The sequence below is a fragment of the Vibrio sp. QJM3NY_26 genome, from assembly GCF_057786005.1.
On the sequence record NZ_CM173515.1, the window covers coordinates 1916277 to 1940726 of the forward strand.

A 24450-nucleotide genomic window follows, 5' to 3' on the forward strand; every position below is an offset into this window, starting at 1 on the left:
ACTAGGTAATAGACAAATAAAAAAGGCTGAGCAGATTATCTGGCTCAGCCTTTTTACTCTTCAGACCTAGATCATTTATCTCCAGTGAGCATGCTGAAGAAGGTCTGTCTCGACTCAGGTGTGTTGTCTCTATGAGTTTCGTATTTTACATGCGTGTTTGCATCAACTGCTTTTGATAGCTTGATGCTCCAAAGCGCTTTCATTTGGTTCGGTACAATTGAATATCGGACATCGATAATACGCAGATCGTCTGTTGGGTCCTGAGCAATATAACCATTCGAGAACCAGCGGAAACGTTCAATGTCTTTGGCTTGTTGAGAATCAAGGTCAAGCCAAGGTAAATCCCTGCCAACGCTCAGCTTAGCGATCGACTCTCCGGGATACGTGCTTACCGATGTACCAACCCGCACTGCGTCTACATGATAATGAGCCTCTGTTTCGTACACTACTTTCCAAACCAAGATGTTAGCAAAGCTCGGTTTTGCCTCTAATCGAATCGGCGTGTGTTGTCTTTCTTCCGCTAATTGCCACCCAATCGCCTCTGCCCTATCTCGCTGAATCATCCCTAATGTTGGGTAAACCAAAGCCCAAGCAAATGCGACACGTGCTAGCCAAGGTGTTCGTTTCAACGTTGCAAACACAAGTAAAATTAAGATGGGAAGCGTATAAACAGGATCGATTATTGATATGGTATTCCAAGCAAAACGCGCGTTGGTCAAAGGCCAAAGTAACTGCGTGCCATAAGTGGTACAAGCGTCTAACAGTGCATGAGTGCCGTAACCTAGAGTACAAAACAGCCAGCTTTGTTTGAAAGAAAGCCCGCGCCTTTTTGCAATGAGATGATGCAAAACAAAGGCACAGATCAAACTGCCAATGGGGATAAAGAAGAGTGAATGGGTAAATTGTCGATGAAACTCCAAAGCCAACAAAGGATCAGTCTGTGACTTAATCAGTGCATCTAAATCTGGAGCCAATCCAGAGAGTAGACCTAATACCCCAGCGACAACCAAGCTCTGTTTTTTGCTTGCCGACTGTGACAAAGAAGCGCCTAACACGCCCTGCGTTAAAGGATCCATAAACCACTCATTGATAGCATTCCGTTGAATCAAACAAGATACATTTAGCTATAGCAGTGAATCGTTCATAACTAAAAAGTTTTATCAATATACTCATCTACATAGCTGTAAAAGCATAGACCGTTCAACAAAAAAAGAGCAGTTATGAAACTGCCCTTTTCTAATTATTGGTGGTTGATCAATTTATTCGTTTTTGCGCTATATATTCATACTTAGCGATCTTTAATTAACGCGCCACCATGCTTGCCGCGATAACCACCAACAATACTGAAAAGATTTTCTTAATCGTTGGAACCGGTAAATGATTGGTGGCTTTTGCGCCTAAAGGAGCCGTAAACCAAGACGTGCACACAATACCCAGCAGCGCAGGCAGATAAACAAAGCCAGCAAAGCCGTCTGATAGAGCAAAGTGGCTGCTGCCTGAGCTGATGTAACCTATCGAGCCAAACAACGCGATCACAATGCCACAAGCTGAGGCGCAGCCAATAGCCTTTTTCATATCGACAGAGAAGAACGTTAATAGCGGAACCAGCAATGCACCACCACCAATACCTATCATGGCAGACAAGCCACCCGTAATGGTTGTCAGCACCGTTAGCACGCCCTTGTTTGGCAGTTTTCGTTCCTTAGGTGCATCATTTTTACTGCTTAAGAACATCTTGATCGCAATAAGAACCACACTTACAGCGAACACAATACGAACGACTTTTTCCGGCAACAGAGCCGCCATAAAGCCACTAACCAGTGCACCTAGAGCAACACCGAGCATGATCCAAGGCGCCAGATCCCAAGGCACGTTTCCATTCTTGTGGTGAGCAAGTGCAGAAGAAGTTGAGGTGAACAGTATCGATGCCAACGAGGTAGCGATGGCCGCAACAACCACTTGATCCGCAGGTAGAATCTCTAAGTGAAGTAAAATGCTGCTTAGCACCGGAACAATGATCAGCCCTCCGCCAATCCCCAAAAGCCCGGCAAGAAAACCAACACCACTACCTAATAATGCACAGTATAAAATCAACAACAGCAATTCACTCATTTCATCCATCTCTTAATTAAATTAATTGTCTTAAATAACGCACCATTAATGTGGTTATATTTCCATCAAGCTAATTAATATAACTGACACCGACTTAAACATTCAAACAGAATAGATCATGAATATTCCTCATGTTCAATGTGAAGTAATACCATTGTTAAAGGTGAACCTATCAACGTATAAAAACCTTAAGCAATTAACTTTATACGACAGTAATGCTACTAAGCATTAATGTCAGACAGCATAGCCTTCGATTCTTAATCTGGTCACAAGCAAAAAATAAAAGCCGTTTTAATACTAAAGACCGAGAGAATCAGAAAACAAATTGGGATACCAAATCAGCATGAATAAAGAATTTAATTTTACGATTAAGAGCATTAGCCTCGACGAAAACTACCAGCCTGCAGACAGCACGCGTATCACAACCAACTTTGCTAACCTGGCTCGCGGTGACAGCCGTCAAGCGAACTTACGTAATGCACTACAAATGATCGATAACAGTTTCAACGCGTTAGCACACTGGGACAACCCTAAGGGCGACCGTTACTCTGTTGAGCTTGAAATCATTTCTGTTGATATGGACATTGAAAGCAACGGCGAAGCATTCCCTTCAATTGAAGTGCTGAAAACCAATATTATAGACCGTAAAACTAACGAGCGTATTGAAGGCATTATCGGAAATAACTTCTCTTCTTATGTTCGAGATTATGACTTTAGCGTACGTCTATTGGATCATAATAAAGGCCAAGATAAATTCAGCATTCCAGAAGATTTTGGTGATTTACATGGCAAACTTTTTAAATATTTCGTTAACTCTGACGCTTACAAAAAGAACTTTAATAAGCCACCTGTTATTTGCTTAAGCGTGTCAGATAATAAAACCTATTACCGAACTGAAAATCAACACCCTGTATTGGGTTTTGAATACCAACCGAATGAGTCCTCTTTAACTGAACAATATTTTAAGAAGATGGGCTTACAGGTTCGTTATTTCATGCCGCCAAACAGTGTTGCACCTTTGGCTTTCTATTTCTTTGGTGATCTACTGAACGATTACTCGAACCTAGAGCTTATCAGCACCATCAGTACCATGGGCACGTTCCAGAAAATCTACCGTCCTGAGATTTACAACGCGAACGCGGTTGCGGGCAACTGTTACCAACCAAACTTGAAAAACTTGGATCACTCGCTAACTCAAATCGTGTATGACCGTGAAGAGCGAAGCCAGTTAGCGGTTGAACAAGGTAAATTCGCAGAAGAGAATTTCATTAAGCCATACCAATCAGTTCTCGATAACTGGTCGGCAAATTACGCACTTTAATCGTCTATTGCGCGCTCAAATCACCCAAGGATAGGCAGTATTATTATGAAAACACTATTACCGACTTCAACAGCGGGCAGTTTGCCGAAACCGTCTTGGCTTGCACAACCAGAGACGCTTTGGTCGCCATGGAAACTTCAAGGCGACGAACTCACAGATGGCAAACAAGATGCGCTGCGTGTCTCCCTGCACGAGCAGCAGCAAGCAGGCATTGATATTGTGAGTGACGGTGAGCAAACACGTCAGCACTTTGTAACGACCTTCATTGAACACTTGAATGGCGTTGATTTTGAAAAGCGTGAAACCGTTAAAATCCGCGACCGTTACGATGCAAGTGTACCGACAGTCGTTGGCCCTGTTTCTCGTCAGAAATCCGTGTTTGTCGAAGATGCTAAGTTCTTACGCCAACAAACCGATCAACCGATCAAATGGGCTCTGCCGGGGCCTATGACCATGATAGATACACTTTACGATGCGCATTACCAAAGCCGTGAAAAGCTCGCGTGGCAATTTGCGAAGATCCTCAACGAAGAAGCGAAAGAGTTAGAAGCAGCAGGCGTTGATATTATTCAGTTCGATGAACCTGCGTTTAACGTGTTCTTTGATGAAGTGAATGATTGGGGCATCGCGTGCTTAGAAAGAGCCATTGAAGGGCTTAAGTGCGAAACAGCAGTGCATATTTGTTATGGCTACGGCATTAAAGCGAATACGGATTGGAAAAAAACGTTAGGCACCGAGTGGCGCCAATACGAAGAAGTATTTCCTAAGCTGCAGCAATCGAATATCGATATTATCTCTTTAGAGTGTCACAACTCTCATGTACCTCTTGAGCTACTTGAACTGGTACGAGGTAAGAAAGTGATGGTCGGTGCGATCGATGTGGCTACCGATTCCATTGAAACACCGGAAGAAGTGGCTAGCACTCTTAGAGAAACACTTAAGTACGTTGATGCCGATAAGCTCTACCCTTGCACTAACTGCGGCATGGCACCCCTGCCTCGCGAAATTGCCTCAGCGAAGCTTAATGCGCTCAGTGCTGGCGCAGAGATCGTTCGTAAAGAGCTTTCAGCGTAACGCTTTCCTAAAGAACAAAAGCCATCCCCTGAAGCCTAAGTATCATATCGATGCTTAGGCTTCCGTACTCTTCTCAACTTCCACTCTCTATTTATCTATTTATTTATCTATTTATCTATTTATCTAAGAAGGTAGCCATCTTCTTCAAAGTGATTAGCGCCTTATCAAGCTCGTCTCTTTCAATGCTTTCAGCGCCACTTTCAGCCCATACTTCCTGTTTTTTATCTAATCGCGAATACGCTTCCTTGCCCTTTTCAGTCATGTTAACCAGCTTTGCTTTTTTGTGATTCGGGTTATCAAGCCAAGTTAGCAGGCCATCTTTCACCATGATGTCGGTAACACGCTGAGTCGCTTGTCTGCTTTGCCCCATAATACGAGCAATTTGAGAAACCGTGACCAGATCATCGGACTTCTCGATCGCACCCATCACCTTCCATCTGGCACTGCTTAACCCTAACTCTTCGGTTAATTTGTCACCCTCAGCATTCAATAGACCACTGACCTTAAAGATCTCTAGTGCGATCTTTGTGAAAACTTCTCCATTCGTATCCATAACACTCACTTTGACAACATGCTGTCATTAAATTAGACTTAAACCAAATTGACAACATATTACCAAATTAAAGGCGCAAATGATATGAAACCAATAATCCACAAAACAGCGGCATTAACAGCAACACTGTGTGTCGCGACATTCTTTACCAGCACATTACTTGTAGAACTGTTTGGTACTTTGGAATCAGTGAAGCTAGTCAAGTCGATGATCGTTTTTCCGGGCTTGTTTATTCTTGTCCCAGCCATTGCTATCGCTGGTGCGACCGGCGCAGCTATGGCAAAACAACGAAAAGGAAAAATAGTTGAGCGTAAGAGTAAACGCATGCCAATTATCGCGTTCAACGGGATCGTTATTTTGATTCCGGCCGCTTACTTTTTAAATCAGTGGGCAAGTTTAGGAGAGTTCGACTCAGTGTTTTATGGCGTTCAGGTTTTAGAACTGATAGCAGGCGCGACCAACCTAACACTGATGTCTTTGAATATTATGGACGGTAGAAAGTTTCGTCCTAAGAAGGCAACACAAGGCTAAGCTCATCGTGTTTAAGCAAACAGATGAGCTTTATACGCGGCTGTTTACCAGGTTTTATCTAAGTCTTGAGCATATAAAGAGATCGCTCGCTGGTACTCTTTGATCGCTTCGCTATTCGTCGTGGAAACCAAAAGCTCAAGTAACAGCGATGTCGCCTCTTTATGGCGACCTAAATTGTACAAACACATTGCGTAGAAAGGTTTCACTTCTATCGAGTCAGGATACTCAGCCATAGTCTGTTCGAAATAGCCTAAAGCCTCTGCATAAAGGCTAAGGCTTCGATAAGTACTCGCCAAACCGAAAAGCGCATCAAAACGCTCTACTGAAGAAAGCACACCAGACAGAGACAACACATAGTGCTCAATCGCCTGTTGCTCTTTGCCCTGGTTGTCGTAAGACCACGCAATCTGTAAATGTGCTTTCGCTGCATAGTTTTCATCAGAGAGTAGCGTTGCCAGTAAGTCACGCGACTCTTGATACTTATCTTCTTTTCGCAATTCGATTGCTTGTTTGATAATGGTGTCCATAACTCTCCCTGACGCTTAAACGCTGTACTATGCGTTCATTTCCTCGAACATCTGTTTATAAGACTGAGTTTGCAGCGCCGATTGAGTCAACCCGAACTTACTGGCTAACAACTCAAGCTCACTTTTATACACAGACAACTTAGACTCATCGTCCGTCATGATAGCAAACTCAGCAAAATCACCGATACCCGCAAGAGAATCGACCGTGATGTGGAACTCTCCAACAAAGTAAATACTGCGAGTTTTCTGCGCTTTAAGAATCACTTCGTATCCCAAGTTCTCTAGCATGCTCTTGGCATTCGTCGCATCGGTGATATTTGTCGCTTCACATCGATCAGGCTCAGGGCCTTTTACAATCCATAACTTGATGCCCGACGGCTCCATAGTACGAATACACAAGCTTTTGTTCTGAGCCTGTAAGCTTCTATCAGGGCTATCGAAATACCAATCGCATTCTAGGTTGTCTTGCAGCATTACTTCATGAGGAATTAGGTTCAAAGTTTTTAAGAACTCAGACTTAGAGCTAAGTCGATACTTCAGCTCAACCTCATATTTGCCTTTGAAATGGTCGTTGGTCATAAGATAGCTCAGTGCAAAAAAGGCGATACTAGCACACGAACCGCATCCGAAATACAAACTGACACACAACACAAACTAAAGCCGTAAAACTATGTCCGACACGCTAACACACGCTTCCATTCTTCTTGGTTCATAGCACCTTTAGGAAGGTAGATATTGCGTTTTTGCATCGCTCCTTTCGTGTATGAAAGCTTGATAACTGACCCGATATCAAAAGGAAGAATATTTCCCTGTAACTTGATATCGCAAGCGTGACCATCGAAACAGACATGATTGTTCGATACTTCAAAAGAGCTATTGCGAAACTGCCACCATAGCGTCACGACTTTTAATACCGCAACAGAACTGAGCATCAACCCAATAGTAGGCAGTGATTGAGGGTTACCATCAAATAGCCAATAAACAGACAACAATAAGAATGCAGCGAGTGCGAACTCAAGCAGTGTATATTTAACAAAATTTAATTGGATACGGTTATCCATGACACTCTCTCAATGATGATCCTAAAAGCAGCTCCATTTCAACGAGCCCTTTAACTTCAGAAACCTTTGTAAAACCTTTTGATTGATATAGCTTAATGGCGGGATTCTCACTGAACACTCGTAACACTCGTAACACTAACTGAGTCGATGATTGATTGTTCGCATGTTCAATCACTAAATCCAAACATTTAGAACCAAAGCCTCTGCCTTGGTATTCAGCTAATATCTGCAAGTCCCTAAGAAACGTTGTATCACTGGTGTAACTGAAGCGAATAACACCAATACGGCTATCCCCCACATAAGCCTCATAGTTATCCAGCTCATCCCAGCTACGTAAAAACTGACTATGGCCCCAAGCGATACCTCGAGCTTGGTAGTAATTCGTCATATTCGTTTTGGTGATCGATTCAGCGAACTTAGGATCGGAACCTTTGACTAACCTTACTTCCATATAGTGTCCTTTGTTTCTAAATCAAACATTGAGCAATACGTAATTAAAGTACCAAGAGTATTGCATCGTGTTTGAACCATCCTAATCAATCTGATTCCTTGTTTAACGCCTTCTCTAACCACATTGAACTGATGTATTGAGCGTTTTTCTTCGCATATTCATTGAACACTCCGACTTCTCGAAATCCAAAACGTTTATGAAGTGCTATTGAAGCCTCATTAGGTAAAGCAACACCTGAGAGTACGCGGTGAACACCATAATCACTAATCGATGCAAATAGCTGAGAATAAAGCTTAGAGCCTAAACCTTTACCTTGAGCTTCTGCCGCAAGATAAATAGTGACCTCTGCAGTGTCTTCAAATGCCGACATAGCCCGGTATTGCTGAGAACACGCGAAACCTAATAACGCACCATTTTCTATCGCGACATAAAGTTGATGTTTGCTGTTACTTGAAAACTGAGCGAACCACTGCTGGCGATTTTCCAACGAAAATTTCTCTTCTTCAAAACGCGCGTTGGTATGTTCAATATAGAAGTTGAAAATATCAGTGATTCCTTCAACGTCAGACAATGTTCCTATTCTAATGTCCATGTAATGTCCTTTTTCATTTGTGCTTTAAACACCCAAACCAACACATAAAATACACAACACACATAAAGTCATCTTTGGAGGGTTAGTATGTAGACTCTTGCCAGTTGTACTCCATTTGCCGAGCGACTACCGTGGCCAATTCTAAACCATAGCGCTCAGATATCAGATGTAAACTCATGTCGATGCCTGAAGAAATGCCTCCTGAAGTTGTGAACTTACCTGATGTCACCCAGCGCTGATCGGCAGTCACATTTAAATCAGGGAACTGTAATTTTAAGTCGGAAATATCTTCCCAATGGGTAGTGACTGTTAATCCCTTAAGTAAGCCAGCTTTAGCCAATAAAAACACGCCAGTACAAACTGACACAACTTGTTCAGCATTTGGCTCAACGGATACCAACCAATCCAGTACATTCGACTTGTTCATCTCGTCAGTATGCACACCGCCAACTACCATTAACAAATCTATCTCTGGATGATTTTGTAACGAGTAGTCAGTCAGAACCTTAAACCCACCACGGGCGACAACTGGCTCGGCGTGCTCAGAAACCATGAATACATTTAGATCTTCAGCACCTAAGCGCTTTGCCGTACTAAAAACTTCAAATGGGCCAGAGAAATCGAGAACTTCTGCTTGATTATAAATATATATACCGATGTTCATTGTACCTCCATGTACAAAATGATGAATATTTTGGCCTACCTTCGCATCTTATTTAGCTAATTAACACACCTATTTAAAAACTCGAACATGTAGATAATTGACTTGTTTACAGCTGCCTATTTTCAACTGCGATAGAAAGAAGATGTGCCTGTATAACAGAGATCGTGAACACGATTAACGGCACGACTATTGAAAATAACGAGACGAAAATTATAAAGCCAGACATAAACAACTTCTCAATGTAACCAGTGCTATGAGCCCAATCCGCAACGTGGCCGTCTGCAAAAAGACCGAATGCACCATAATAATAAAATGTATAAATCACAGCAGACTTATGCCATGAACCTCGTTGAAGGTCATCTATTGTATAAATCGATGCGAAGCCAGCTAAAACAACGCCCAACCATAAGAACACAAAGTCGAACGGGTAAACTGACGCTGTGGCTAGATAGTCTCCTCGAGAACTTAGCCATACAATTACAAACCCTATAGTAAGCGTAATGAACGCATTTTTGATTATTAACCACCTCATACTGTCCTCCTAGGTTCAGTATGGATAGGTGCCAATATAGGATTGTATGAAAACCCGATCTTTTCGAGCTGCCTCAATAAATTTGGAGAGAGGAGTCAACGTGCGTTAAAAGTTGGGCAACACCAAGCACGTTAACCATAATCACTGTGCATTCATTATTTGCGATTCAAGGAATCGAAGATCGACTAACTTGTTCGCCCTTCTGAATGCGTAGGTAAGTCTGGTTGTAATTCACACCAATTCGCTTTGTAGTTTGTATAAATCTGAGCATCAATTTTGACTGGAATATCCACGTCGAATGTCGATATCGCTAGTTCGATGTTTTCTAAAGGTTCCCCTTGTACTCTGAAGCCTAAACTTGAACCACAGTTGGAACAGAATGTTCGTATTGTGCCGTTTGATGCCACAAACTCTTTGAGTAAATTAATGCCGGAAAGCCAGCTCAAGCCTTGAACACCAACTGACGTACCAAAAGCTGCGCCGTGAAATTTTCGGCACATTGAACAATGACAGTTTGCTGCCTTTTCGCTGAATCCATCAACCGAAAAGCGAACACTTCCACACAAACACGAACCTTTAAAAGCTGTACTCATCCTGAGTCTCCTTCCTTGTAAAATACTGTGTTACCCACTGGTTAAAGTGGATCTCTAACCATTTAACGCATTACGCCAATATTGCACTGTTTTATCCGAGACATAACCCGTTTCATTAACCGCCGCGGTCAAGAAGTCACATAAGTTAGTCGCAACTTCTTCATTGTCTGACAAGTACGAAACTACAAATGCTATTAAGTGAGCTATCTTTAATGCTTATGTGATTGTGGGTGCTCTGCTGGCTATTGAGCCAACTACACTAAAACTTGGCGAGTGTTCCTGATGAAGTAATGCACCTGACGTTCAATTTTTAAATCGACCATCTCTGTTGGACGACACCCATTTGGACATGCCATACGAGGTGTTGTGCCAAACAATCGGCAGATTAGTGGCCTTTCTTCATACACTTCGCACCCATTAGGCCCTAAATGCACACAGTTATATTCATCTAAGGCCGCTTCATGTTCCGCGTCAGATTTCATTGGTAATCGCGACATTTCTTCCGAGGAGGTCGTCACTGGCCCACAACAATCATGACAACCCTTAACGCATTCAAACGCTGGAATACTCTCGCGGAGGTATGCAATGATTTCTCTATTATTGTTCATCAATATCTTCTTCTCATGTAATGCGCGATCATTATAGAGCAATACATAATTCGCTAGAAGTTGAGAACTAACCTAAATCTAAGGCACCGCGGTCTGGCGAAGTCATCAGGACCACTACGTATGCAAATCGTCGGTACGTACGCACAACGATAGTTATACCAATTACACCAAACCAAGTTGGAACAAAAACATCATGCATTAACTATCAGTTGGCATTATTCTTAAGCTCTCTTTCCAAACTTTACGGGTTCAATGCCCTTATTTGTAGGCCTAACAACGACTGTATTGGCAATTAAATCATGCCAACCTTGTTTCTTTCCGCTAAACGCAATCCAAACAAAGCCAAAACACAGTGGAAGAATACTTACGTAATACGCAAGGTACCTTAAAATTGATTTGCCCGTAGAAAGCGCCTCTCCGGTCTCCGCATTCACAACTTGAAGCTTCAAAGCAATTTTGCCTGGAGTGCCCGATCGATAAACCCAGAATATAACCGTTGCGATAAAAGGGAACACCCAATTTAACAACACATCCCAGCCGCCTAAGATGAACTCATCTGAATCAAAGTAGTAATCACCATATACCCAATACAATAAAGGCATAGTCACCAGCAAGAACAGGAAGGTATCAATCAACGCAGCTCCTAATCGCACCCAAAAGCCTGCATACTCTAATTGCTCATTGTCCATAAAATATCCTATCTGTTTTGTTTAAATCACATTGCAGCCGAGCGCTCTGTTGAATTGTGATTACGACTATCAACTAAAACGATTGGCACCCAAAGTAAAAATGCCAAACGTTGTGAATCTTAATAAATCAATGCCTAGCGCACAGATTATCGCTGCTTCATAAACGCCACAGCTAACCCAGAAGAAACGAATGTAATACCTGCACCAATATTCAACCCTGATACTAACTTAGGCTTGTTCCTGAACCACTCTGACAATTGAGACGAGAAAACACCCATTAAGCTAAAGCCAACTGCCGTTAATAAAGCAAACCAAACGCCATAACCGATCATTTGAGTTGTCACTGACCCTAAACTTGGGTTTACAAATTGAGGTACAAAAGCAAGAACAAACATACCTGGCTTTGGATTAAGCGCGGCAGATAGAAAACCCGTGGAAAAGATGACTTTTAGAGGCTGTTTTTTCGCTGGTTCTAATGTGAACAAATTTCTCGTACGAAGCACTTTCACACCCAACCAAATTAGGTAAGCTGCGCCAACGAGTTTGACAACGTAAAACGCTACTTCAGAAGTTTGAATGAGAAGGGTAAGCCCAAAGGTCGCGGCAACGACATGAAATAGAATACCCACCCCAGAAGACATACCTGACATTATTGCTGCCAATCGGCCTTGGCTTAAACCTCGACCTATAGCAAGCAAATTATCCGGCCCCGGCGAGATAACTAACAGTAAACAAGCCAGCGTGTAAGTAACAAATATATCTAATGGAAACATAAAACCTCCTTGTAGTATGGCTCTTAGTGCTAACGTCACGTTAGTTAGTGAGAGACACATCCACATCAACTGTTTCATCGTACACACAAAAATCGACTGAGACGTGAGCCCGTATTACGCAAGCACGACGAGTTAGCCTATTATGAATCCAGCCTCACTTCAAAACATATATATCGGCGTTAATGTGGTAAGTCCCAGTTAGATATTCACATCCGTCCAGCAGACTTATTTTTACTCAATAGAACAAGTACAAACTGCGAATCGCTCGCGTTAGCCGAAGGTCGCTTGTCATGTTTCCTCCGTGAAACTAACGATGAATAAAGATGGTGGTGATGTGACTGGCGTATTTGAGAAGCAAACCGGCTCAAATGGTGCTCTACAAACTCGATATCTGCGCGATAAAAATCATCAAGAGAAATAGCTTAGGGCTCTAGCCAATAGAAAGTTTGCTGTCTTTCTGCTTCGACCATTTTAGGCTTATCATTCTGAACCGCACGCAAAACTACATAATGAATCTCACCACCGACGTTATTCAAAGCTTGATGAGTACCGAGAAGTTGTAAATCTTTAAGACCTGTATCTTCCCACAATTCTCTAATTGCGGTTTGGCTACCCGACTCACCGGAATCAACTGAATCTCCAGGGAATTCAAAAACCATACCTTGACCATGCCTAAACCTCATAACAAAACGACCAACTGGAAGCAATACAACCAATCACGCATTAACCGCAGATCTCTGACCGTTTGGATTGGTGAAGAGGCGATAAGCGGGTGGGCGTAAAACAAACATAATAAGCACGGGAGACCACGTCGGTTCAATGATTTAGCTATCACGACTGCGTTCATGGCGAAGAGAGTTTTTCCTATGCCACTGAGAGCGCTGCAAGGATTTATCGACTCGATATTTAGACTTGCCAATGTTCCGTTAAGTTGTCCACATTACACCAGCATCAGTCGTAGAACCAAGCAGGTTGAGGTCTCATTTAAGACTAAAATGAGAGGAGTAATATATGCACCGAAAGATTACGTCTTTCAAAGAAAAAATCCTTCAGAAAGCGTCCTTCGGTGCATATAATTTCAAGCGACTGACATAAATGACTAGCGCAAGAAACTAACGTAAATGGCTAACGTAAGAAACTAGCGTAAGCGTCTCAACACAACCTGCTGGTCGAGCTCATTCTGATAGTCCGTGTAATCAAGCCCTTGATCAAATATGTACTCAGTGACAAGAGTACGAATGCATTCAACTAACGTGCTTGCTTGCCAAGGCTTTTCAAAGTAACGGTCGATGCCTGCTGCATTAATCGCATTGATGGTATCAGTATGAGTAGCCTGCCCCGTAAGAAGAATTTTCTTTGTATTCGGAAAGCGGCTGTCATGGAACACGTCAGTAAGTAACTCCACGCCCGTTTTCCCTGGCATCACATGATCAGACACGATGACGGTAATGTGTTCGCCTTCTGCGTCAAGTTCATCAATGAGATCAAGCACTTCTTGCGCTGATTCACAATCTTCAATATTCAACCAACTCGCCAGCGGCTCTAAATCTTGTACCACTGCGCTCAGTACTTCTCTCTGGTCATCGACACAGATTAAATTAAGCTTCTCCATGTTCACCCTCTACTGGTAACTTGATTCTAAATACAGTTTTAGAAGCATCACTTTTCACAACGATACTTCCTCCATAACCCGCCACAATCCGCTTAACTATTGATAAACCCAAGCCCAATCCAAACGATAAACCACCTTTTTTCGTGGTGAAGTTGGGCTGAAATACCTTTCTACGAGTCCCCTCGTCTATCTCGGGGCCGTTATTCGCGATCGTAACTAATATTCTTTTCTTACTTAATCTGGTTTGAATTTCTATTGCAGCATCGTCTGAATTCGACATTGCATCACAAGCATTCTTTACAATGTTGACCCAAATCTGAACGAGCTCTGTTTTCGAGCCTTTAAAAGTCGGCAAATCTGCAGGGCTCAATCGCACAGACACTCTACGTAACTCACTTTGTAACAACGATAAGGCATGGTTAATGGAGTCATTAATATCCACCGCTTCTTCGGTGTCAATATCAACTCTGCCAAGTTGTTTAACCGATTTTACGATGCCGACGGTGTGTCTAGATGCCAAACGTAAATCATGTAAATCACAGCCCATTTGCCAAAAGCGAATCGCTTCTTCGGGGTTTTTCAGCCAATGTTTTGAAATAACGTCTGTTGCAGATGAAGCGTCAATTGGAATCGCCTTCGCAAGAGAGCGTGCAATGTTTTTGTCTAAACCATATTTTCTTTCAAATTGTCGCCCACGTGTTCGCGCTTCTGACGACGTCGTTTTCTGACCATGCATTAACCCAAAATCGAAAAATTGACTGGCTTCTGGGTGTACTTCTTCAAGCAGATCCATGATGACCGTTTCAAGTCGGCCAGATTTACTATTTACTACACCAATAGCGTTGTTAAGCTCATGGGCAATCCCTGCAGCCAATTGACCCAAGGTCGTCATTTGCTCAGCAGTATGTAACTTCTCTAGCGCTTTTTGTTTCGCTATCGCTTCTTGTGTTGCACGGCGTTGACGACGCGACAACTCATTGACAATCACAGGTGTAAACTGTGCGGTAAGAGGGCCAAATTTACGTTCATCTTCTGCAGGCGTGTCTTTATCGATCCACGCTAACTCGACATCGGTTTTAGCAACAACCGTTGAAGATGCTGTCCAATTACCTGAAAAGAAGCTATGAACGCCTATAAAAGCCCCACTACCCGCGCTAAACACGCGTACTCGCGGTGCATTCGCTTCGGTATAAAAGCCTTCCAGTTCTCCACTAAACACATAATACAAACGAGTGTTTAACGCTGATTGTTCAATAATGGTGTTACCGGCACAGCACGTCACCCGACGTTCTGTCTGATTAAAATAACGATCGATAAGTGCTTCTAGCTTTTGTTGATACACGTATCGTTATCCTATGTGACCAATTGAATGTAGCACCCACACCATAACAAAACTCAGTAGCACACCAACCACACCTAAAATAATACCGATTCTGGCCATTTGATTACTTTGCACATGACCAGTGGCATGAGCCAACGCATTCGGTGGCGTACTGATTGGCAGCGACATACCTAATGAAGCGGCAAAAGTTACAACCAGAATTAACGTTAACTCACCGCCTAGTGGCGTGAGTGAAGCCATAGACGAACCTAATGCAGCCATAATTGGCATCAACAAGTTAGCCGTTGCGGTATGAGACATAAAGTTTGCCATTACCAAACACAAGAACGCCGCTCCGAACAACACCACATAGGGTGAGTAAGCATCAAACGGAATGCTGTGTACCACGAGCCTTGCTAAGCCAGTTTTATCGAGAGCTAAACCAAGTGCAATACCACCTGATACAAGCCACAGTACGTCCCAAGAAATCTTTTTCAGGTCTTCTTTATTGATGATCCCTGTGAGTGAGAACACAGCGACAGGAATCAGAGCGACGGTATAAGAGTTCATGCCATGGCTTGAGCCCATTAACCAAAGAATGATGGTAAGCGCAAAAGTGACGTATACCGCAATGGCTTTGGGCGTTTTAAGGAATTTACCTTTGATGCTTAGCTCGATTTTCTTTTGGTCAGCTTTGTACATAAAGCCTATTAAAAACCACGCTAACGCCATCATAATAACGACAAACGGCACACCAAATGCCATCCATTCACCGAACGTAATGAGGTTATCGCCAACTAAATATTTAAGTGCGATAGCGTTCGGCGGGGTACCGATCGGGGTACCAATGCCACCGATGTTAGCGGCAACAGGGATACAAAGCGCAAACGCTATACGACCGGGGTCTTTCGGGCCAAACACAGCCAGTACCGGCGTTAAAATAGATAGCATCATTGCCGTTGTTGCCGTGTTAGACATAAACATCGAAAAGATACCAGTGATCAACATTAAGCCGAGCATCACAAACTTTGGGTCTTGTCCAAATGGCTTCAATAATACACGGGCTAAGTTTACGTCTAATCGATACTTAGTGGCGGCCATCGCTAAGAAAAAACCGCCCAAAAACAGCATGATGATTGGACTGGCGAATGTCGCCATGATGTCGCTGTATTTTAACAACTCACCAAAATGTTCCTGCCCATGCTCAAACCTTAAAAAGATCAGCCCTTTATCCGACAACATCAATAATTGCAGAACGATAATAACAACAGACGTCGCGTAGATCGGGATGGGCTCGAACACCCAGCACAATGCCGCTAATAAAAAGATCGCGATAACGCGTTGTTGAATAATCGTAAGGCCTTCAAATGGAAACGCTGATAGCGGCATTACGAGGATAATGAAAGGAATTAAAATAGGGATAATGTATTTAATATAGGGGCGCATAGCACAAAAACTCTTCCTGAGATAACAACTACTTAGAAATTAGATTTAAAGTTCTAATTTAGATCCGACAACGAATTATCGATCTCTTATCACTATCTCACTATCGGCTAGATCAATGATTACGTAATCGCGATATCCCCTTTTTCGATTCTGTGCGCTACCTCTATGTTTGTATGTCATTTACTGTTGCAAGTAAATTCAGGAGAGTGGCTTCTACGTTTCGAGTCATAATCCGTTCCAGTTATTCTGGGCATTTTCAAAACAGATCTGTCACTTAAAGTCATGTCCGAAAAATCGGCAGCCACTTCTGATAAAAACGTTGAACAAGCTCACTGGGGAAATTATGAGGGGATTCGCCAGCGCCTTGTTAAGGGGGAGAAACGTAATACCGATACCTCGTTTGAATGTTACTTACAATAAATCACGCTGTATAACACATTACTTGGGAGCTATTTTCGCCCCATAATACGAACAATTCTTAAGAAGAGATTGATGATGTCCATATAGAGTGCTGCTGCACTATCAACCGCATTATCTAAGGTTTTTGGTATTCGATTTGCACGCCCCCAATCATAACCTATGTACCCGCAGAATATGATGACGACCGCCCAATCCAACCACTCTTGATGGATACCAAGCACAAATACCTGGAAGAGTTCAACGACAATAACTGCTATTAATGAAATCGCTAGCACTCCAGAAATTCTTTGGAAAAAAGCAGGGAATATTGTACCTAGCAACATCATGATGCCTGTCACTAAGCCTGTCACCTTAATAGCATCGAGAACCAAAGATGGAGAATAGTTAGATACGACCATATTTATAATAAGCCCAAAAGGGACAACTACGAAATTGTAACCAACAAAACTAACCAGTGGGTTTGATGACTTGCTAAACAGATAGATTCCGAAGAAGCAACTTGTGAAGTAACCTATAAAAAATATCCAAGGGTTAAACGCAGTTATAGATTCAACAGGTATACTCGATACCATTAGCCAATTTACCCAAAAACCCCAACAAAGAACGGCTCCGATGGTAAGGTTATATAACCTTGAGCTTATTTCTTTTTCACCGGTATTCTTTCGTTCAAAAACATTGGATTCCATCATCTCTAATTATCCTTTCTCAATTAACAGAACATCTTACCCAAATGGCGCAAACAATTAACGCTATCAAGCAAACCGTACTCTGCTCTAAAAATACTAAACAGCATGCATCAATTTAATTGACACCTTGATTACAGTAATAAAGTAAAACCTTCTTTTTCAAATTGCTTCTTCACTTCTTTAATTGCAATAGGCGCTACTCGCTTGCCCCAAGCTTGGCCTATGCTAAAGCTCTCTTGGACAATGTTAGGCATTATTTTTATGCTCTTTTTCCCCAGTGATGTCTCATAGAAAGCAATAAGCTCTTCGATTTCTTGATTGGTGTAATACTTGTGATAAATGGGAGTCATCATTTTGAAGAATCCATTTTTACCTCTTAGTTGCTCTTCAACCACAGAGTTAACAGTTCTTTCAATTATTTCAAATTTCTCTTTGGGTATATCAGGGTTATTTTTTGATACGATTACAACCAACTGGCTAGTCATCGCTTGAGACATCTGTAATCCAAGGTCAATTGAGCCGGTCATCTCGATGAGCTTAATAATATTATTGTACTTTTCTTCAGTAAGGGGCTGCTCACTAGCATAAATAATTGACGAGAAGAACAGCACACAGACGCAAATTACCTTTCTCATTGTGATCCTTTTAATTTTCATTAAACATAACTATATGAATGCCAAACTTTGCAAAATGATAATCAAGCCTAAATTAAAAACTCAATACGGTAAGTGAATATTTTAGGTTGACAAATTTCCCCTCAAGATAGTCACCAACCAGAAAATTTGCTTTTAGAATAAGAATTCATTCAGTTAATTATCATGTAAACCTTACACGACCCTCCTTATAAATAACAAGGGGTTATATAAATTTAATTATGATCAACTACGAAAATTCAACATTACCCTGCTCAATAAGAGGTTATTTACAAAAAACTAAATAACATATCTAGCAATAAGCATTAAAAGCCTTCATATTGATAGAAAACATAACAAAAAAACCTAAAACAACCTTTGTTGTCAATTTTGTTATTTATTTAAATTTGGATAACTAGCTCGTTGTATAAGGATATTTGAGGAGTGAAATAAAAAATACTGAGTTCAAATAAAGCCACTACTCTCATATATTTACGACAAATAACAAACTTAGACTTTATAAAAACAATTTGATCAATAAGTGTTTTTGTAAACTTTGAATTACATACTCTAAAAATAAATCTCCTTGATAAACTTGTCATAATTCCAAATGCTCTTCCAATCTTGATTCGCAACACATGGCATTAACGTGTTGCATATAGACTTCCTATAAAGCCGTTGGGAAGAAGGAGTTTATATTAAAATCAGGAACGAAAAATGAACCAACAACGTCAACTAAGCTGGAAAATAGCAGCTATTCTAGGTACATCTTTTGGCTTTAATGCACACGCTGCAGAAATGGTCAGAATCGATAATGATACACTGCTACAACAAAGCCTCGTCGCGCAGTCGAAGAGTGTTGCCCCGCTAGAATTAGGTTTTTCTGAAGTTAAACGGGTGGTATTGCCCAATGGAAAAACCAAAGTCCGCTATCAACAAACCCACTTAGGTTTACCCGTCTTTGATACCTCCGTTGTCGCCACCCTTTCCAAGAACCAACCCACTCAGGTGTTTGGTTCAATGGCACAGGGGATAAGTGGAGACTTATCCAGCATCGCACCAAAGCTGAATCAAGAGCAAGCGATTGAAGCTGCAATATCCTCTCACCGATCATTTACCGTCGGCAAAAAGTCGATTGAAAATAAAAACGCGAAACTGATGGTGAGATTAGATGAGAACCAAGTCGCGCAAGTGGTGTATCTGGTCGATTTCTTTATCGCGTCCTCAATGCCAGAGCGCCCTTTCTACTTTATTGATGCCACGACTGGCGATGTCCTTCAAAAATGGAATGGGCTAAACCACGCTAAAGCATTAGGTACTGGCCCAGGTGGCAACCTCAAAACCACTCGATATGAATATGGCAGTGACTTCCCTAGCTTTCCCATCGACAAAACAGGCACGACTTGTAAGTTAGAAAATGAATCAGTTAAGACCGTCGATTTGAGGAACGGAACCTCTGGCAGCGCAGCCTACAGTTACAACTGTGCCGACGGCACCAACTACACCGATCACAAATACATTAACGGGGCTTACTCGCCTCTTAACGATGCGCACTATTTTGGTAATGTCGTATTCGATATGTACAAAGAGTGGATGAACACGTCGCCTTTAACCTTCCAGCTGACGATGCGAGTTCATTACAGCACGGATTATGAAAATGCCTTCTGGAATGGTACATCCATGACTTTTGGAGATGGCAAAAATACCTTTTACCCACTGGTCGATATCAACGTGAGTGCTCACGAAGTCAGCCACGGGTTCACAGAGCAAAACTCGGGGCTTGTGTACCGAAATATGTCGGGCGGTATGAATGAAGCCTTCTCAGACATTGCGGGCGAAGCGGCTGAATACTACTTGCGTGGCAATGTGGATTGGGTGGTCGGTAGCGATATCTTCAAGTCTGAAGGTGGCTTGCGTTACTTTGATCAACCTTCAAAAGATGGTCGCTCGATTGATCATGCATCTCAATATTACGACGGTTTGAACGTTCACTTATCTAGCGGTGTTTATAACCGCGCCTTTTACCTTTTAGCGAACAAATCGGGTTGGAATGTACGTAAGGGCTTTGAAATATTCACAGTCGCAAACCAACTGTATTGGACGGCAAACAGTACCTTTGATGCCGGTGCTTGTGGCGTAGCGAAAGCCGCAGCCGACATGGGCTATGTGGTTGCCGATGTTGAAGATGCTTTCAATACCGTCGGCGTTAATGCAGGTTGTGGTGTCACGCCTCCAACTGACAATGTGCTGACGAAAGGCACACCGATTGCGAACCTAAGTGGGAATCAATCATCAGAGAGCTTCTACACGTTCACTGTGGATTCGGCATCAAGCGTGACGGTTTCAATGTCTGGTGGTTCAGGTGATGCCGATCTCTACGTGAAATCAGGCAGTAAGCCAACGACATCAAGTTACGATTGTCGCCCTTATCGTGCTGGAAACAATGAGCAGTGCAGTGTGAGCGCTCAACCGGGCGTGACCTATCATGTGTTACTGCGCGGATACTCAAACTACTCTGGCCTAACGTTACGTTTAGATTGAGTTAGAGCGAACCTCTCAAACAGTTGTAAATCGAGAACTAGCGGTTAACCGCGAAATAAAAACCTACTCACTTTGAGTAGGTTTTTTTATGACACACCCTAGTAGTTAATAATATTGTAAGTTATTTACTGATACGTTTATTAATTTATAAATATCAAGGTTACTTAGGCATTGTTTTATAAAAACAGTTTAAATTGAGATCCTGTGCTGCACAACGAAACAAAAATAACTGACTAACTTTTGAACACATTCACGTTACTGATAGGTTAATCCTTATAGGGCAAATGCTCTATTAATGATAAAAATTAAAATAAGGATTATTTATGAGACCATCTTTTTCTATCAGTATGGTGCTTGCAACGACAGTGGTTGGCTTCCAGTCCTATGCAAACAATATCGACACAGTAAACTCACGCCCTCTTTCGGAGAACGCCTCAGCACAAAAGCAATCTTTGGCTTTACAAATCAGCGAGCGTTATTCCGATCTTGAGCTTTCCCTAAAGGCTCAAATCTCAGAAAAGAACTTGTCCACGCCTGTCGATAAATTGAGCTCTACTCAGCCCTACTCTGTATTTTCAAGCAGGATGCAGAAAGCGGACCTTGGTTATCGCAAGATGAAAGGGATCAACGACTTCAGCGACTCTGTGTTAGAGGTTCGCATGGCTGATGAAGCGATGATTGAAGCCTGGAAGAACGGCGAAAGCCCATTATTCGCGTTTGAACCATCAGGTGATGATTCGAATTGGCAATACATTGAAGCGTATGACGTGTACGGACAGGTTCATGAACTCGATGTGTACCAAATGCCAGACGTCCCAGTGTTTGTGGTTGATAGTAACGGTGCTGAAGAGCTCAAAGCAGGCTTAATGGCAATGCAGGCTGAAATGCAGAAACTGGGTACAACAACGCAAATTAATTCAGGCTCCAAAAACACAAGCAGCAACAGTGAAAGCCGTAGCACTAAGACACAAACATTTATTGGTAAGGCTACGCGCTCCATGGCTATGTCAGAACCTGAGCCGTTGAATACCACTCAGTTAAAAAAGATTCGTTTGGCTGTAGACCAAGAACCGTGGATCTCTGGTAAAGCGGAAATCTACGCTATCGTGACGGGTGTCGATTCAAGTCGTTTAGAGCCCCAGATCGACCTCGTTGAGATGCCTTATCTGGACTACGACAAACAGACGTACTACCCGAACCAGACCGTCATCTTCTGGCCTCGCTACCGTTGGGGCGCTGCAGATATGATCTTAATGGAGCACGATGATGGAACAGACTATAAAGCGCTAGCAAAACTCTTAGTTCAAGCCGCAGAAGAGATACTGAAGATGATTCCTGATCCAGAAGTTCAGGGTTACGCGATCATCCCTCAGATCACAGGCAAGATTATCGATGTGATTCCTGATGGTGTATTAGTGAATGATGATGACTTTGTGGACGTGTACTACACCTTAATGCAAAACACCTCTTATGTTGATCACCCAGGTGCCGGCGGAAATGCAGTAGCTTCGTTCGCCCCGGTGACTATCTCTCCTACAGAGTAGTTGGTACTTTCTTGATTAGGGCTTTCTCGGTTAGGGCTCTGCCACACAAGCCCTAACGCTTCGTTATTCGAGATGACTCAGCGTATATACCTCGTGTAAATAAACTTTAGGTATATACGCTTTTATTGCTTTTAGCTTTGGCTTTAGGCTTTAGGCTTTAGGCTTTAGAGAGCATGCAGAGAGGACCAATTATAAGGAGTAATCAAACACGATGATGTCGTCTAACAACGGACGAAATACATCTTTCAGCGCATCATGCTCTGGATGTGGAAGATAGTTCTGACGCCCCTTTTCATCCGTAAACGTCATTAAAACTGAATGGGTATAACCTTGGTTCTTATTCTCTGGGCTATCATTTAACCCCCACTCTACTGAAGTTACCCCGTCAACCTTGTTTGGCATCGCTTCAAACAGCATCTTTAGTTTTTGAACCTCCGAAGCCTCTGCGTTTTCTTTAAACTTAATCAGTAGAATATGACGAATCATTCCCGTTTCTTTTTGAGTCATTCCTTGTCCTTTTCGAATCGTTCGCTTACTGGCTTGTAATGCTTAACCAACACCTAATAGCGATCTAGAGTTAGAGTTAGAGTTAGAGTTAGAGAACAAAATGCCACACGTTACACAACATGCCAAGGCTAGATCACTAGGGTTTATAAAATACTCCAAATCCCAAAACAAAAAATGCTGCACCCGAGGGCGCAGCATTTCTTATGACAATGATAGTAAGGTTAGTACATTAATCTCGACGGCCATTCAACTGGATCGCTTGGTCTTGATCAACGTTCTTTTGGAATTTTATTCCACCATTAGCCGCTTCATTTCTTCCTTCAAGAGTAAGGTCAGACTCGACACGCTCTGCGTTTACCTGATTACCCTCGCTTCTTGTCATATCGATGGTTCCTGTATAAGTTCCATCAGCAGCAAAAGCAGTATTCATTGAGATAGCCATCAAGCCTAGTGCGATTAACTTTTTCATACATCACCTCTTATGATTTTTTAATATTATATTTGTTTGGTTGTTGTGTTTCTTTGTTGAAATAACTTTAACAACCGAATATCAGCTTTTCGAGGAAAACCAATATTTACTAAATGGAAACTCGTTGATAAATCAAAGAAATAGTTCACATCTTGACGTTGTGCTGTCTTAAAAGCTGGTAGTGATGATTATGATATTAGAGTCAGATGGTCTTTAGGCTTTCACTGCGCCAAAGATTAGCATCGTTATCATCTAAGCAATTCGGAGTGCTTGTGGACATCAATCTCGATATTCAGAATATCTTGGTCATCAAACGTATGTATGAGCTTCGTAATGTTGGCTTAGTTGCAGAATCGCTAGGAAAAACCCCAGGGGCGATCAGTAAGAACCTTTCGAAATTAAGAGTACAACTGGACGACCCACTGTTCATTCAAACCAAGCATGGGTTCGAACCAACGACATTTATTGAAAACAATATTGATAATTTTGAGCAGATACTAAGCAGTGTCGAGGCGATAAAGCATCAAGAGTTCTGCCCTGTATCTTATCAGGGAGATGTGAAAATCTACGCCAATACACTTTTTTGGGAGCGCTTTGGTTCTAAGCTTTACCTCACTCTGAGTAAAGGAGCCCCGCATGTTCGCTTCTCACTGGAGAGATGGAGCACTAATGTAAAAAACAGAATCATCGAGGGTGAAGACGCAATAGCCGTTCACTACTTTGATGAAAGCCTGCCGCAGTCCATTTCACAGAAAGAGATTGGAAAAGGAAAAGTCGTATTCTTTGTGAGAGAAGATCATAAAGCACAAAGCTTTAAATCGCTCGTCAACTATCCAATCATCTTATTTAAAACCCCGGGCTGGAATGACAATAAATACCCTATTCTCGATCGCCTTCGAAATATCGGATTTCATGTCGATCCAAAAGTGGAAGCCGATCACCCCGCAATGATCCACGATATTGTGCTGAAGTCCGATTATTTTGGAATCACCCTAGATGGCAGTGTGCCAGAAGGGTGTCGCAGCATTGATTTACCAGAAAATCTCACGATTGATGTGAGTTATGTGATGAGTTGCCGTCGTTCTCAGAAAGATGCTCCATTGAATCAATGGCTTTTTGATACGCTGAGCTCAGTATTAAAACAATAGTAATCCTGCGGTTTTAGTTCTGCTTGGTCAAAAAAACAAAGGC

At 42.2% G+C, this 24450-nt stretch carries 27 protein-coding genes and 3 pseudogenes; 7 read left to right on the plus strand and 23 right to left on the minus strand.

Going from position 1 to position 24450, the window contains the following annotated elements:
- Positions 1–71: 71 nt before the first annotated feature.
- Both AC3CH4_RS08610 and AC3CH4_RS08615 read right to left on the minus strand, forming a co-directional pair.
- Positions 72–1076 carry a metal-dependent hydrolase gene (locus AC3CH4_RS08610; RefSeq protein WP_488542820.1) on the minus strand — a complete coding sequence of 335 codons (1005 nt, stop codon included), beginning with the start codon at positions 1074–1076 and terminating at the stop codon, positions 72–74.
- A gap of 226 nt (positions 1077–1302) precedes the next feature.
- A complete protein-coding gene (locus AC3CH4_RS08615) occupies positions 1303–2112 on the minus strand; it encodes a sulfite exporter TauE/SafE family protein (protein WP_054542162.1) in 810 nt (269 codons plus the stop codon).
- A gap of 343 nt (positions 2113–2455) precedes the next feature.
- Here AC3CH4_RS08615 and AC3CH4_RS08620 point away from each other — a divergent pair, with 343 nt between their 5' ends.
- Both AC3CH4_RS08620 and AC3CH4_RS08625 read left to right on the plus strand, forming a co-directional pair.
- On the plus strand, positions 2456–3433 hold the full coding sequence (locus AC3CH4_RS08620; protein WP_237300236.1) for a DUF1852 domain-containing protein: 978 nt from the start codon (positions 2456–2458) through the stop codon (positions 3431–3433).
- Between the two features lie 45 nt (positions 3434–3478).
- Positions 3479–4507, plus strand: a complete 1029-nt coding sequence (locus AC3CH4_RS08625; protein WP_146456753.1) for a methionine synthase — start codon at positions 3479–3481, stop codon at positions 4505–4507.
- A gap of 115 nt (positions 4508–4622) precedes the next feature.
- Here AC3CH4_RS08625 and AC3CH4_RS08630 read toward each other — a convergent pair whose 3' ends face one another.
- Positions 4623–5060 carry a MarR family winged helix-turn-helix transcriptional regulator gene (locus AC3CH4_RS08630; RefSeq protein WP_488542821.1) on the minus strand — a complete coding sequence of 146 codons (438 nt, stop codon included), beginning with the start codon at positions 5058–5060 and terminating at the stop codon, positions 4623–4625.
- An 84-nt stretch (positions 5061–5144) separates the two neighbouring features.
- Here AC3CH4_RS08630 and AC3CH4_RS08635 point away from each other — a divergent pair, with 84 nt between their 5' ends.
- Entirely contained in the window at positions 5145–5591 is a 447-nt protein-coding gene (locus AC3CH4_RS08635) for a hypothetical protein (RefSeq protein ID WP_146456752.1), read from the plus strand.
- A 44-nt stretch (positions 5592–5635) separates the two neighbouring features.
- On the opposite strand, the gene AC3CH4_RS08640 is transcribed toward AC3CH4_RS08635, so the two are convergent.
- From AC3CH4_RS08640 to AC3CH4_RS08700, 13 genes and pseudogenes are all read right to left on the minus strand, one after another.
- Positions 5636–6118 carry a tetratricopeptide repeat protein gene (locus AC3CH4_RS08640; protein ID WP_146456750.1) on the minus strand — a complete coding sequence of 161 codons (483 nt, stop codon included), beginning with the start codon at positions 6116–6118 and terminating at the stop codon, positions 5636–5638.
- 27 nt (positions 6119–6145) lie between these two features.
- Positions 6146–6697 (minus strand): class IV adenylate cyclase, encoded by a 552-nt coding sequence (cyaB, locus tag AC3CH4_RS08645; protein WP_146456748.1) that lies wholly within the window; start codon positions 6695–6697, stop codon positions 6146–6148.
- A gap of 89 nt (positions 6698–6786) precedes the next feature.
- Positions 6787–7179, minus strand: a complete 393-nt coding sequence (locus AC3CH4_RS08650; RefSeq protein ID WP_171330718.1) for a hypothetical protein — start codon at positions 7177–7179, stop codon at positions 6787–6789.
- Entirely contained in the window at positions 7172–7630 is a 459-nt protein-coding gene (locus AC3CH4_RS08655; RefSeq protein WP_488542822.1) for a GNAT family N-acetyltransferase, read from the minus strand. Before AC3CH4_RS08655 ends, AC3CH4_RS08650 begins: the two co-directional genes overlap by 8 nt.
- Before the next feature lie 85 nt (positions 7631–7715).
- Positions 7716–8222 (minus strand): GNAT family N-acetyltransferase, encoded by a 507-nt coding sequence (locus AC3CH4_RS08660; RefSeq protein WP_146456742.1) that lies wholly within the window; start codon positions 8220–8222, stop codon positions 7716–7718.
- 82 nt (positions 8223–8304) lie between these two features.
- A complete protein-coding gene (locus AC3CH4_RS08665; protein WP_146456740.1) occupies positions 8305–8886 on the minus strand; it encodes a DJ-1/PfpI family protein in 582 nt (193 codons plus the stop codon).
- A 106-nt stretch (positions 8887–8992) separates the two neighbouring features.
- Positions 8993–9418, minus strand: a complete 426-nt coding sequence (locus AC3CH4_RS08670) for a hypothetical protein (RefSeq protein ID WP_146456738.1) — start codon at positions 9416–9418, stop codon at positions 8993–8995.
- 185 nt (positions 9419–9603) lie between these two features.
- Entirely contained in the window at positions 9604–10011 is a 408-nt protein-coding gene (locus AC3CH4_RS08675) for a GFA family protein (protein WP_488542823.1), read from the minus strand.
- Between the two features lie 54 nt (positions 10012–10065).
- Positions 10066–10188 (minus strand): annotated as a pseudogene (locus tag AC3CH4_RS08680) (opioid growth factor receptor-related protein); the annotation flags it as partial.
- Positions 10189–10265: 77 nt separating this feature from the next.
- A complete protein-coding gene (locus AC3CH4_RS08685; protein WP_081009006.1) occupies positions 10266–10619 on the minus strand; it encodes a YkgJ family cysteine cluster protein in 354 nt (117 codons plus the stop codon).
- Positions 10620–10840: 221 nt separating this feature from the next.
- Positions 10841–11308: an RDD family protein gene (locus tag AC3CH4_RS08690; protein ID WP_171316165.1), complete on the minus strand. Its 468-nt coding sequence runs from the start codon at positions 11306–11308 to the stop codon at positions 10841–10843.
- 146 nt (positions 11309–11454) lie between these two features.
- Positions 11455–12081, minus strand: a complete 627-nt coding sequence (locus tag AC3CH4_RS08695; protein ID WP_017072731.1) for a LysE family translocator — start codon at positions 12079–12081, stop codon at positions 11455–11457.
- Positions 12082–12437: 356 nt separating this feature from the next.
- Positions 12438–12764, minus strand: a pseudogene (locus AC3CH4_RS08700) (NUDIX hydrolase); the annotation flags it as partial.
- Here AC3CH4_RS08700 and AC3CH4_RS08705 point away from each other — a divergent pair.
- Positions 12750–13091: pseudogene (locus tag AC3CH4_RS08705) on the plus strand (transposase); the annotation flags it as partial. The pseudogenes AC3CH4_RS08700 and AC3CH4_RS08705 overlap by 15 nt on opposite strands.
- Positions 13092–13219: 128 nt before the next feature.
- Here the strand turns inward: AC3CH4_RS08705 and AC3CH4_RS08710 are convergent.
- The 5 genes from AC3CH4_RS08710 to AC3CH4_RS08730 form a co-directional block, all read right to left on the minus strand.
- A complete protein-coding gene (locus AC3CH4_RS08710; protein ID WP_010438444.1) occupies positions 13220–13693 on the minus strand; it encodes a response regulator in 474 nt (157 codons plus the stop codon).
- Complete coding sequence (locus AC3CH4_RS08715; RefSeq protein ID WP_488542824.1) at positions 13680–15035, minus strand: ATP-binding protein; 1356 nt, start codon at positions 15033–15035, stop codon at positions 13680–13682. Before AC3CH4_RS08715 ends, AC3CH4_RS08710 begins: the two co-directional genes overlap by 14 nt.
- Before the next feature lie 6 nt (positions 15036–15041).
- A complete protein-coding gene (locus AC3CH4_RS08720) occupies positions 15042–16460 on the minus strand; it encodes an SLC13 family permease (RefSeq protein ID WP_004733551.1) in 1419 nt (472 codons plus the stop codon).
- A 449-nt stretch (positions 16461–16909) separates the two neighbouring features.
- Positions 16910–17569 (minus strand): Bax inhibitor-1 family protein, encoded by a 660-nt coding sequence (locus tag AC3CH4_RS08725; RefSeq protein ID WP_010438436.1) that lies wholly within the window; start codon positions 17567–17569, stop codon positions 16910–16912.
- Positions 17570–17697: 128 nt separating this feature from the next.
- Positions 17698–18222: a DUF2059 domain-containing protein gene (locus tag AC3CH4_RS08730; protein ID WP_029224724.1), complete on the minus strand. Its 525-nt coding sequence runs from the start codon at positions 18220–18222 to the stop codon at positions 17698–17700.
- Positions 18223–18915: 693 nt separating this feature from the next.
- Here AC3CH4_RS08730 and AC3CH4_RS08735 point away from each other — a divergent pair.
- Positions 18916–20739, plus strand: coding sequence for a M4 family metallopeptidase (locus AC3CH4_RS08735; RefSeq protein WP_488542825.1), 1824 nt, complete (start codon positions 18916–18918; stop codon positions 20737–20739).
- Between the two features lie 323 nt (positions 20740–21062).
- Positions 21063–22283, plus strand: a complete 1221-nt coding sequence (locus AC3CH4_RS08740) for a DUF3103 domain-containing protein (protein ID WP_488542826.1) — start codon at positions 21063–21065, stop codon at positions 22281–22283.
- Positions 22284–22472: 189 nt separating this feature from the next.
- Here AC3CH4_RS08740 and AC3CH4_RS08745 read toward each other — a convergent pair whose 3' ends face one another.
- Together AC3CH4_RS08745 and AC3CH4_RS08750 are read right to left on the minus strand one after the other, a co-directional pair.
- Positions 22473–22790 carry a Dabb family protein gene (locus AC3CH4_RS08745; RefSeq protein WP_016767095.1) on the minus strand — a complete coding sequence of 106 codons (318 nt, stop codon included), beginning with the start codon at positions 22788–22790 and terminating at the stop codon, positions 22473–22475.
- A 229-nt stretch (positions 22791–23019) separates the two neighbouring features.
- Positions 23020–23259, minus strand: a complete 240-nt coding sequence (locus AC3CH4_RS08750; protein ID WP_146456725.1) for a VPA0252 family protein — start codon at positions 23257–23259, stop codon at positions 23020–23022.
- A 272-nt stretch (positions 23260–23531) separates the two neighbouring features.
- Between AC3CH4_RS08750 and AC3CH4_RS08755 the strand changes: the two genes are divergently transcribed.
- Complete coding sequence (locus tag AC3CH4_RS08755; protein WP_372194834.1) at positions 23532–24407, plus strand: LysR substrate-binding domain-containing protein; 876 nt, start codon at positions 23532–23534, stop codon at positions 24405–24407.
- The last annotated feature ends 43 nt before the right edge of the window (positions 24408–24450 follow it).